Below are 11,355 nucleotides of genomic sequence, written 5' to 3'. Positions count from 1 at the left end.
GATCAGGCCTTCACCCGGGAATTGGAGGGATCGAAAAAGGGCTCCATGCCGATTTTCGCCGGGACACGCTCATTGGCGACGACGAGTTCGTAGGAGCCGGAAACGAGGAAGTCATCGCTGACGCCATCGGAATTGCGCACATAGCCGTAGCCGACACTCTTGCCGATCGTGTAGCCGTAACCGCCGGAGGTCAGGTAACCGACGGTCTCGCCGTCACGAAGAATCGTCTCGCGACCGACCAGCACCACGTCCGGGTCGTCCAGCGTGAAGCCCGCAAGCCGCTTGGACAGCGGCTTCCCGGCCTTCGCCTCCAGCGCCTTGCGGCCCATGAAATCCGTGTTTTTCCTCAGCTTGACGGCCCATCCGAGGCCGGCCTCGAACGGCGTGTCGTTCGGCGTAATGTCGGACGACCAGGCACGGTAGCCTTTCTCCAGCCTCAGGCTTTCCAGCGCCCGATAGCCGATCGGGCGGATGCCCTCCGCCTTTCCCGCCACCATTAGCGCATCGAAGATCTCGCCGGTCGCGCCGATCGGCACATGCAACTCCCAGCCAAGCTCGCCAACATAGGTGACACGCAGCGCCCGCGCCGTGTGCCCGGCGATCTCGATCTCGCGGACATGGCCGAACCGAAAACCTTCGTTGGAGACATCCGCGTCCGTCACCTTGGCCAGTACGTCGCGCGCCTTCGGTCCCATCAACGACAGCGTGCCCCACTCCTCGGTGATATCCGTGAGCGTCGCATCGCACCCGTTCGGAATGTGGTCAGCGATCCAGGCAAGGTCATGCGTGCGGAAGCCGGTGCCGGTGACGATATAGAACCGGTCCTCGGCGATCCGGGCCACCGTCAGGTCGGCTTCGATACCGCCGCGGCTGTTCAGCAATTGCGTGTAGGTCAGCCGCCCGGCAGGTTTCGAGACATCGTTGGCGCAAATCCAGTCGAGCGCCTTCATTGCGTCGGGACCGGTCAGTTCGTATTTGGCGAAGGAGGACTGATCGAAAATGCCGACCTTCTCGCGCACATGCGCATGTTCCTCACCGACCGGACCGAACCAGTTTTGCCGGCCCATGGAATAGACATCCTGCGCCTCCATGCCCACGGGCGCGAACCAGTTCGGCCGCTCCCAGCCGAGCTTCGAACCGAACACCGCGCGATGCGCCTTCAGGCGTTCGTAGAGCGGCGAGACGATGCGCGGGCGGCCGCTCTCGTATTCCTCATGCGGAAAGCCGATCGTGTAGTGTTTGCCATAGGCTTCCAGCGTCCGGTCGCAGACCCATTGCCGGTCGCGATGCATCTCCGAGAAACGGCGGATGTCGACCACCCAGAGGTCGAGCGGCGCCTCGCCCGAGATGGTCCACTCGGCAAGCACCCAGCCGGCGCCGCCGCCTGCCGCGATGCCGAAGGCGTTGAAACCGGCGCCGACATACATGTTCGAACATTCCGGCGCGGTGCCGAGGATGAAATTGCCGTCCGGCGTGAAGCTCTCCGGCCCGTTGATCATCTGCTTGACGCCGGCCTCGGCAAGCGCGGGAATGCGCGCCATTGCCTGTTCCATGTGCTGCTCGAAATGATCGAAATCGTCGTCGAACAGCCGGAACTCCCAGTCATTGGGGACGTCGCCCGTCGTCCAGGGCTGCGGGTTCGGTTCGTAACCGCCCATGACGAGGCCGCCGACCTCCTCCTTGAAATACGTTCGCCTGTCGGGATCGCGGATCGTCGGCGCATCGGCGGAAAGCCCGGGGATCTTCTCGGTGATGATATACTGGTGCTTGACCGGCTGCAGCGGCACGTTGATGCCGACCATGTCGCCGACCTGGCGCGCCCACTGTCCGGCGCAATTGACGACCTTCTCGCAGGCGATGTCACCCAGATTCGTCTTCACGCTCACGATCCGGTTGCCGTCCATCGCGAAACCGGTGACGCGCACATTCTCGTGGATTTTCGCGCCATGCATGCGCGCGCCCTTGGCAAGCGACTGGGTGATGTCGGACGGGCTCGCCTGCCCGTCGGTCGGCAGCCAACTCGCGCCGACGAGGTCGGACGTGTCCATCAGCGGCCACATCGCCTTCACCTCGTCCGGCGAAAGCAGGTGCATTTCCATGCCGAAGCTGCGCGCCGTCGTCGCAAGCCTGCGATATTCGGTCCAGCGGTCCTCGTTTGTGGCGAGCCGCAGGCAGCCGGTCATCTTCCAGCCGGTCGCCAGTTCGGTCTCTGCTTCGAGCCCCTTGTAGAGATCGACTGAATATTTCAGCACGCGGGTGATCGAGGCCGACGAGCGCAACTGCCCGACGAGACCGGCCGCATGCCAGGTCGAGCCGGAGGTAAGCTGCCCCTGCTCCAGCAGCACCACATCGGCCTTGTGATCCTTCGCCAGATGATAGGCTGTCGAGCACCCGATGATGCCGCCGCCGATGACGACGATCTGAGCCTGATGGGGAAGCGTCATGATGCGGTCTTTCCGTGTTTGGAGTGATAGCGGTCGAGCGCGGCGGAGAGCCGCGCGAGGTTTTCGCGCGCATAGGCGGCATAATCGACGCCGGGCGCGTTGAGATGCAGGTCGGAAACCATCGCCCACATCGCCTCGCGCAACAGCGAGGCGCATTGCATCGCGTCGAAGGAGCGTTTCAGCGCCTCGTCGGAAGCCCTGCCGAAATAGGTGGTGAGCAGTCTTTCCGCCGTCGTGTCGTCCATGCCGGAATTCGACGCCGCACCGGCGAGATCGAACATCGCGGTGGAAAAGCCGGCATATTCGAAGTCGATCAGCCACAGGCGCTTGCCGTCATCGAGAAAGTTGCCGGGCAGAAGATCGTGGTGGCCGAAGACGATCGGCAACGGCACCTGCGCCGCCTCCAGCTCTTCGGCCAGCGCGAGAAAGCGCGGCAGGTCCGGCACATGGTCGCTGCCGCCTTTCTCGAGCGTACGCGCATAATCGCGGATGACGTGGAAAACCCAGAACATGAAACCGGGACCGGACACTTCCGCCGGCATCCTGTGATGGAAATCGAAAAGCAGTCGGGCGATGCGCTCCGGTTCGGCGCGCATGTCCTCTTCCGTCCAGGTCCGTGCATCGAGGAAGGCCGAGACCATGATACCTGGCTCGGCATATTCGACCTCCGGCGAAAACCCTGCCGCATGGGCGGCGCGGGCGACCATAATCTCGCGCTCGCGGATGACATGGTGGAACGGATAATCCTTTCCGAAGCGCACCACATGCTTTCCCGCGCCATCGGTAACCAGCCAGCTCTCGTTCGACAACCCGCCGGTGAGTGGCTCCATGTCGATGCCGCCCGTCCAGCAGGGCAGAGCGGCAATCCGGTCGACGGCACTCATCGCACTTCCTCCGCAATCCCGAGCCGGGCGCGGGTGCGGGCCGCACCGGCCGAGATCAGGCGGTCGGAGACGATCGCGATGAAGGCGACGGCGAGGCCGGCGACGAGACCGCGGCCGGGATCGGCCTTTGTCAATGCGATATAGACTTCCTGGCCGAGATCGCGCGTCCCGACCAGCGCGGTAATCACAAGCATCGACAGCGCGAACATGATCGTCTGGTTCAGCCCGAGCATGATCTCCGGCATGGCTAGCTTGAGCTTGATGCGCGTCAGCAGTTGCCATTCCGTGCAGCCCATCGCCTTGCCCGCCTCGACGAGACGCGGATCGACACGCTGGATACCGAGTACGGAATAGCGGATCGCGGGGACGATCGAATAGGCAACGACCGCGATCATCGCGGTGAAGTCGCCGACGCGGAACAGCATCACCGCCGGCATCAGGTAGACGAATGAGGGCAGCGTCTGCAGCGTATCGATGGCGACCTGCACAACGCGCCACAACCGGTCTTTTTCCGCTGCCGCGATCCCGATCGGAACGCCGATCAGCGAGGCGAACAGCACGGAAATGCCGCACAGATAGGTCGTGATCATCGCCTTTTCCCATTGGCCGGTGGCGGCGATGAGGAAGGTCAGCCCGGCGACGAGCAGCGCCAGGCCCGGTCCGCGCAGCACCCAGCCGGCGACCGCCAGAAACGCGACCACGCCCGCCCAGGGCAGTCCGAGCAGGAAGCGCTTGAAGGGGATCAGAACATTGAGCAGCAGCGCGTTCTTGAACGCTTCCAGCGCGTCGAAGAAATTGACGTTGATCCATTCGACGACGCGCGACCAGAATGTCCCGGTCGATAGCTGCAAGCCTTCCGGATAGGCCTGGATCGCTGGAAAGAAAAGGCCGGCGACGCCCGTTATGACCACGAAGACGAGCGCCGCCAGCAGGTAGGGATGGCGCGCGACGAAACCGCGCGGTTTCGTTTCCGGCACCGGCTTCGCGGTGCGGTTGGCAAAGGCCTGGCTCAACCGGTCGAGCGCGATGGCAAGCGCGACGATGGCGAAGCCCGACTCCAGCCCGGCGCCGAAATCGAGCCGGCGCAATGCGGCGAGGACGTCGAAACCCAAGCCGCCCGCGCCGATCATCGAGGCGATGATGACCATGTTCAGCGACAGCATGATCACCTGGTTCATGCCGACCAGCAGGCTGTCCTTGGCCGAGGGCACCAGCACGCGCCAGGTCATCTGATGGCGGGTACAGCCGATCATGTTACCGAGATCGCGCACGTCCGGCGGCACCTGGCGCAGCGCCAGCATGGTGACGCGCGTCATCGGCGGCATGGCGTAGATCAGCGTCGCCACGACGGCGGCGGTAGCCCCGAAGCCGAACAGGAACAGGATCGGCACGAGATAGGCGAAAACCGGGATCGTCTGCATCAGGTCGAGGACCGGCAAAAGCGCCCGCTCCAGCCAGCGCCAGCGATAGGCGCCGATGCCGAGCAGCAAGCCGCCAACGACGCCCAGCGGCACCGCGACGAGGATCGAGGCGAGCGTCACCATGGCGCTCGACCATTGCCCGAACACCGCAAGAAAAAGGAAGCAAAGCGCCACGATCACCGCCAGCCGCCGCCCGCCGGCATAAAGCCCCATCAGGGTGACGATGGCCGTCACCGCGATCCACGAGACCGGCGGCAGATACTGCACCGCATTTGATCCCCGCCCGGACATGACGCCGGTCTCCAGCAGGCTGAGCACAAGCTGATAGGGAAAGTTGATGACGGCCGCGATGAAGCGGGTCAGGTCGGTAAAGGTGAACAGGCCGAACGTCGCGTCGTTGATCAGCCATTTCGTGAACTGGGTGATCCAGCGTGCCGCCGGAACGATCTGAGCCTTCGGGTAATCGAACGCCCAGGGCGCGAGGTCCTCGCCGAACTTCCAGAAGAGAATGAAGACGGCCAATGCGATGCCAAGCGCGACCGCGCCGTGCCGCATGACCGAGGCGGGCGGCTTTCCTATGCTGGCTGCGGGCACATCCGTCATCGCTCAGCCCTGCAATACGAGATCGATCACGTCGGCGCGGCGCAATTCACCCAGCGTCTCGCCATCCGCTCCTGTCACCCGCAGCCGTTCCGCCCCCTGGAGGAACAGGGGCGCCGCCTCGGCGATGGTCGCATGGGCGGATACCGCAGCCGTCGGTGCGTCGCCGCCGACCGGCTGCATCGCCGACCGAACGCGCACGACCTTGGCCCGCGGTACGGCGCGGGTGAACTCCTGCACATAGTCCGTGGCCGGATTGAGCACGATGTCCTCGGGCGTGCCGGCCTGGACGATCTCTCCGTCCTTCATGATGGCGATCCTGTCGGCCAGGCGGATCGCTTCGTCGAAATCGTGGGTGATGAAGACGATGGTCTTCTTCAGGACCGATTGCAGGCGAATGAACTCATCCTGCATCTCGCGGCGGATCAGCGGATCGAGCGCCGAAAACGGTTCGTCGAGAAACCAGAGCTCCGGCTCGACGGCGAGCGACCGGGCGATGCCGACGCGCTGCTGCTGGCCGCCCGACAATTGCCGCGGATAGGCCTCCTCGCGGCCGTTCAGCCCGACGAGCGAGATCATCTGCCGGGCGCGCTCCTCGCGTTCGGCCCGGCCGACACCCTGCACTTCCAGCGGAAACGCGACATTGGCGAGCACCGTCATGTGCGGCAGCAGCGCGAAATGCTGGAACACCATGCCCATCTTGTGGCGGCGGATCTCGATCATCTTGGCGTCGCTTGCCGCCAGCAGGTTCTCGCCATGGAACAGGATCTCGCCCGCCGTCGGTTCGATGAGGCGCGAGAGACACCGCACCAGCGTCGACTTGCCGGACCCGGACAGTCCCATGATGACGAAGATCTCGCCCTCATGCACACTCAGGTCGACGCTGCGCACCGCGCTGACGAGCCCCGCGTCGGATAGCTGTTCGAATGTCGGGTTGCCGCCGGACTTCTCCAGAAACTCCTGGGCGCCGTGCCCGAACAGTTTCCAGATATTGCGGCAGACGAGTTTGGCTTCCGGCGGCGACATCAAAGCCTCGGCAGATGGGATCGTATCAGGGGAAGGACGCCGCCGTCGCTAAAAGGTCGACGGCGGCGCAACCGGCTTTCGCTCGGGGCGAGACTACTTGCCGATCCACGTCATCCAGCGGTCTTCGTTGGCGGCCATCCAGTCGTCGGTCACCGCTTCCACGGTCTTGCCGTTCAGGTCGACGTCGGTGATCATCTTGCCCATCTCGTCATTGTTGATGGTGAACGCCTTGATCGCCGCGTAGGCGCCTGGCCACTTGTCCTTCACGCCGGCCCAGCCGACCTTCCAGATCTCGCCATGCGGCTTGCCGCAGTCATAGGCCATGTCCGGATTGATGCCCCAGGACGGATCGTTATAGCACTCGGGCGTATATTCGGGGAAATCGACCCACTCGCCTTCGTATTTCGCCGGCGCCCAGTGCGGCGCGTAGATCCACAGCAGGATCGGCGCCTTGCGCTGATAGGCGCTTTCCAGCTCCGCGAACAGCGCCGCGTCGGTACCCGCGTGAATAACCTCGAACGGCAGGTCGAGGGCCTCGACGCGTTCGTCGTCAAAGCCGCCCCATGTGACGGGGCCGCCGAGATACCGGCCCTTCGGTGCGGTCTCCGCCGTCGAGAAGGCCTCGGCACAGGCCGGATCCTTCAATGCTTCCCAGTTCGGCAGGCCCGGGCATTTCTCCTTCATGTAGGACGGATACCACCACTCTTCCTTGGCTTTCATGCCGGTCGGGCCGAAATTCTCGACCTTGCCGGTGGCCGTCGCCGCATCCATCGCTTCGCGGCCGGTCGTCTCCCACATTTCCATGGCGACATCCAGGTCGCCGGTCTCGAGCCCCGCGAACTGGGCGAGATAGTCCGCCTGGACATATTCGACGTTATAGCCGGCCTTCTGCAGCACATCGCCCATGATCTGCGTCGTGATCAACTGGCCGGTCCAGTCGTGCAGCGTCAGCTTGATGGGGTCCTGCGATTCCTGCGCCGTGGCCGAAAACGAGCTGGCCATTATCGCGATTGCCGATACCGCGAGGCTTGCGGCGACCGTCCTTGTCTTGAATCCGATTGCTTTCATGTCGAGCTCCCTGTGCACCCTGTTCCGGGACCCGTGATGATCGCAATTCGCAGGCCTTTTCAGGTCGGCCATTGCTCCACACCCTAGTCCTGATCGAAATTAACGCGTGAGAACTCACGCCCTGTCAATCACGTTTTGTGGTTTTTTGTGTCCTTTATGACCGAATTTGTGGATTTGATTGCAAAAACAGCAGACAGCGCCTATCGAATAGGCAACATCCGGAGCCAAGCGCCATGCTTTCCAAGCGCCACGCGGAAATCCTGCGTATCCTGAACGAGGAAGGAAGCGTCACCATCTCGGCGCTCGCTTCCCGGCTCGGCGTATCGCTCGAAACCGTGCGCCGCGACGTCAAGCCGCTGACCGAAAGCGGCAGCGTCCTGAAAATTCACGGTGCGGTCGGCCTTGCCGGCCAGATCGGTGAAGCGCCGTTCCAGCGCCGGATGCGCGAAAACGCGAGCGCGAAGCAGCTGATTGCCCGTCACCTCGCCTCGACGATCCGCAACGGCGATTCCGTCATGCTCGATACCGGCACGACGACGAGCTTCGTCGCGCGCGAACTGATGGGCCATCGCCGCCTGACCGTCGTGACCAATTCCTCCGACGTCGCCCGCACGCTCGCGACCGTCAACGGCAACCGCGTCTACATGGCTGGCGGAGAATTGCGCAGCGACTCCGGCGCCGCCTTCGGCGCTTCCGCGATTGAATTCATCAGCCGCTTCACCGTCGCCCACGCCGTGATCTCCACCGGTGCGGTCGGGGAAAACGGCGTCATGGATTTCGACCTGGAAGAAGCGGAGTTTGCCCGGATGGTGCTGTCCTGCGGCGAGCGCAAGGTCGTTGTCACCGACCATACCAAATTCGGCCGCCGCGGCCTTGTCACCGTCTGCGGCTTCGACGCCATAGACGAACTCATCACCGATAGCGCTCCGCCCGAGGAAATCGTCGAGGCCTTGAAGCACGCGGAAACCGAACTGACGGTGGTTTCGGTGTCCAAACGATCCGGGACCTCGCAATATTAATCTGGATTAGTCCGATTGAGGGGACTGTCGGTCAGGTCGCCCTGTCCTTGGGGTCGCCCGATCGGGTTTCCGCGTCGAGCCGGAAGGCACAATCGGCATGTCCGTCGAAACCGCCGTCGATCACATAGGTGAAACCGGCCCCGGGATCTGCCGCGCGCGCGGCATCGGAATAGCCCTGCCAGGCGGATGTCACCAGCATGCGATCGAGCTTTGGGCCGACGAAACACGGACAGCTCGTCTGGGCGGCAGGCACTTCGAATGTCCGGATCAGCATGCCGTCCGGCGCGAAACCGGAAACCGATCCGCCGCCCCAGGCCGCGTTCCACAGTACGCCGCCGGCATCCGTGACCGACCCGTCGAAATAGCCGCCCAGCGGCAGGTCCTTCGCCGACAGAAAGGATTCCGGTTCGCCCAACGGCAGACCCGTCGCGGCATCGAGTGCCACGCGCCAGACCGTGTTGACGGCCGTGTCGGCGAAATAGCCGGTTCTGCCATCCGGCGAAAAGCAGATCGAGTTCGGGATGGTGACCGTGCGAAAAAGCGTGCGCACCGTGCAACCGTCGAACCAGTAGATCGCGCCGGCCTGCCGTTCGGCGTTCTTGCCCATGGTGCCGATCCACAGCCTCCCGGAGGGGTGTACGCGGCCATCATTGGAGCGCGTCGCCGGATTGTCCGCTTCGAGCGGCGCCAGCAGCGCCAGCACGCCGTCCGCTTTCGTGCGCAGATACAGCCCGTCCTCCATGCCGAGGAGCTGACGGTCATCGTCGATGCGCGCGGCCACGGAGCCCATGCGCGGCAGGCCGTGCATGCGCGTCTCGTCCGTATCGAAGCGGTGTTCGAAAAGCTTCTGGCCGACGATGTCGAACCACCAGGCGGTATCGGTCGCCCGATCGTAATGCGGTCCTTCGCCCAACTCGCAGCGAGCGGCCGGCAGTCGCTGCGTACTTGCCTTGGCCATCGTCACGAATGCCGCTCCTCGTCTGCCGGACGTCACTTGCCCCACTGAAGCGCGAGCACGTCCAGGTCGCGCGCGAGTTCCACAAGGCGCCCCCGCGTGCGCGCCGACATCGGCTTCAGGGGGTGCCGGACGAAATCACTGCCGATGACGCCGCCTTCCATGAAAATGGTTTTTGCCGCCCGCAGCCCGCATTGGCGGTTCTCGTGATTGATCAGCGGCAGACACGATTTCCACTGCGACAGCGCCGCATCGGTATTGCCCGCGCGGTATTCGGTCACGATGGGCCGTATCTTTTCCGGGAACATCGCCGAGGTCATCGTCCCCGTGGCGCCCGCGTCGAGATCGGCGAGCAGCGTGACGGCCTCCTCGCCATCGAACGGCCCGGCGATATGCTCGCCCGCCGCCTCGATCAATGCCGCCAGCTTGTCGGCGGCAAACGGGCATTCGATCTTGAAATAGCTGACATTTTCCAGTTCGCGCGCCATCCGCGCCAGGAGATCGACCGAAAGCGGCACACCTGACAGCGGCGCATCCTGCACCATGACCGGGATCGAGATTGCCGCGTCGACGGCCTCGAAATGCTCGAAGATCCCCTGCGGCGCGGGATAGAGGCCCGACCCGTGATAGGGCGGCATCATCATCACCATCGAGGCGCCCATCGTCTCGGCATCCGTGGCGCGGCGCACGACGATATCGGTCGAGAAATGGCTGATCGTGACGATGACCGGTACGCGGCCCGCCGCGTGCTCGAGGCTGAGGCGCATCAGCAGCGCGCGCTCCTCGTCCGACAGCAGGAACTGCTCGGAATAGTTCGCGAGAATGCAGATGGCGTCGACGCCCTGGTCGATCATGCAGTCGATGACCCGGCGCATGCCTTCCTCGTCGACGCGGCCGTCGGCATGGAAGGGCGTCGGCGCCACGGGCAGGATGCCGGCAAGTCTGTGTTTCATCTCATGTCCTTTCACTCAATCGTCTCGGCAGGCGCTGCGTCTTGTCCCGCGGTATCGTTCGGCTCATCAGGCCGCGCACTTGCGCGAGGCCGGCAAGGGTGAGTGCCTCCGCGTCTTCCTGCACCGGTTTCGCGCCGGCCGATTCCAGCGCGACCGAATAAGCTTCTGCGAGCGGCCCCGAGCCGACGAGATGGACCGTCCGGCGCGCCCACTGCGCCCGCGTCGCGGCAAGCTCCGCACCGATCAGGAGACCGGAAAGCCGCGAGCGGGCGGCGGCGCCGTCCAGTCCCGTCAGCAGTGCGCCCGCGCGGACCGAAAACAGCGCACCGGTCAGACCGCCGGGATTGTCCAGCATTTCATTGACCGCACCGAGGAAGGCCTCCCTGTCCTCTCCCTGCGCGGCGATGGTCTTGCACAGGATGGTGTCGGCGGAGATGACCGCGAACAGTTCACCGGTCATGAAAGTCGAAAATGACGCGACCCTGCCCGCTTCCAGCTGCACCCATTTGCTATGCGTGCCCGGCATGCAGACGGTCGCGTCGACGGCACCAAGCCGCGACACCAGACCCGCAAGCTGGGTTTCCTCGCCACGCATGACATTGGCCGGCGTCATCTGGCAGAGGCCGGGGACGATCGACACCGAAAGTCGCGGATCGCGCGTCGGCACCGGCATCATCTGCCCCGCGGCAACCGGTTCGCAGGGGACCGCGCGATAGGCTGCTTCCGTCCAGGCCTGTTTCGCGCCCGCCATGCCGCAGACGACCACCGGCACGGGCCTTTCCGGATTGTCCGGCAGAAAGCTTCCCGCAAGTTTCAAAAGCGCGTGTTCATAACCATCGGGCGCAAGCGTTCCCATTCCGTCCTGCGACGCCGCCTTGGCGAGAACCCTGCCGTCCCGCCCAACAGCCCACACGCGAAGCGAACTGGTGCCCCAGTCGACGGCGATCCAGTCCGTATCCGCAATGGGCCCGTATGCACTCACTGC

At 64.2% G+C, this 11,355-nt stretch carries 9 protein-coding genes; 1 reads left to right on the top strand and 8 read right to left on the bottom strand.

The window, feature by feature from the left end; translation table 11 throughout:
• Window positions 1–2 precede the first annotated feature (2 nt).
• From IG169_RS22855 to IG169_RS22835, 5 genes are all read right to left on the bottom strand, one after another.
• Window positions 3–2,444, bottom strand: a complete 2,442-nt coding sequence (locus IG169_RS22855; protein ID WP_193178589.1) for a GcvT family protein — start codon at window positions 2,442–2,444, stop codon at window positions 3–5.
• Window positions 2,441–3,328, bottom strand: coding sequence for a phosphotransferase (locus IG169_RS22850; protein ID WP_193178588.1), 888 nt, complete (start codon window positions 3,326–3,328; stop codon window positions 2,441–2,443). The genes IG169_RS22855 and IG169_RS22850 overlap by 4 nt, the downstream gene beginning before the upstream one ends.
• Window positions 3,325–5,352 (bottom strand): ABC transporter permease, encoded by a 2,028-nt coding sequence (locus IG169_RS22845; protein ID WP_193178587.1) that lies wholly within the window; start codon window positions 5,350–5,352, stop codon window positions 3,325–3,327. Before IG169_RS22845 ends, IG169_RS22850 begins: the two co-directional genes overlap by 4 nt.
• 3 nt (window positions 5,353–5,355) lie before the next feature.
• Entirely contained in the window at window positions 5,356–6,375 is a 1,020-nt protein-coding gene (locus IG169_RS22840; RefSeq protein WP_193178586.1) for a quaternary amine ABC transporter ATP-binding protein, read from the bottom strand.
• A gap of 93 nt (window positions 6,376–6,468) precedes the next feature.
• Entirely contained in the window at window positions 6,469–7,443 is a 975-nt protein-coding gene (locus IG169_RS22835; RefSeq protein WP_193178585.1) for an ABC transporter substrate-binding protein, read from the bottom strand.
• Between the two features lie 233 nt (window positions 7,444–7,676).
• Here IG169_RS22835 and IG169_RS22830 point away from each other — a divergent pair, with 233 nt between their 5' ends.
• Window positions 7,677–8,462 carry a DeoR/GlpR family DNA-binding transcription regulator gene (locus IG169_RS22830; protein ID WP_193178584.1) on the top strand — a complete coding sequence of 262 codons (786 nt, stop codon included), beginning with the start codon at window positions 7,677–7,679 and terminating at the stop codon, window positions 8,460–8,462.
• 31 nt (window positions 8,463–8,493) lie between these two features.
• Here the strand turns inward: IG169_RS22830 and IG169_RS22825 are convergent, their stop codons facing one another.
• Genes IG169_RS22825 through IG169_RS22815 form a run of 3 tightly spaced genes read right to left on the bottom strand, consistent with a single transcriptional unit; the run spans window position 8,494 to window position 11,352 of the window.
• Entirely contained in the window at window positions 8,494–9,420 is a 927-nt protein-coding gene (locus IG169_RS22825) for an SMP-30/gluconolactonase/LRE family protein (RefSeq protein ID WP_193178641.1), read from the bottom strand.
• A gap of 32 nt (window positions 9,421–9,452) precedes the next feature.
• A complete protein-coding gene (locus IG169_RS22820; RefSeq protein ID WP_193178583.1) occupies window positions 9,453–10,370 on the bottom strand; it encodes a dihydrodipicolinate synthase family protein in 918 nt (305 codons plus the stop codon).
• Between the two features lies 1 nt (window position 10,371).
• Window positions 10,372–11,352, bottom strand: a complete 981-nt coding sequence (locus IG169_RS22815) for a 2-dehydro-3-deoxygalactonokinase (RefSeq protein ID WP_210326163.1) — start codon at window positions 11,350–11,352, stop codon at window positions 10,372–10,374.
• Between the last annotated feature and the right edge of the window lie 3 nt (window positions 11,353–11,355).

The organism is Oricola nitratireducens, assembly GCF_014904745.1.
Classification (GTDB): domain Bacteria; phylum Pseudomonadota; class Alphaproteobacteria; order Rhizobiales; family Rhizobiaceae; genus Oricola; species Oricola nitratireducens.
The sequence above is the reverse complement of the archived record's forward strand: the minus strand, read 5'-3'. Positions and strand labels throughout refer to the sequence as shown.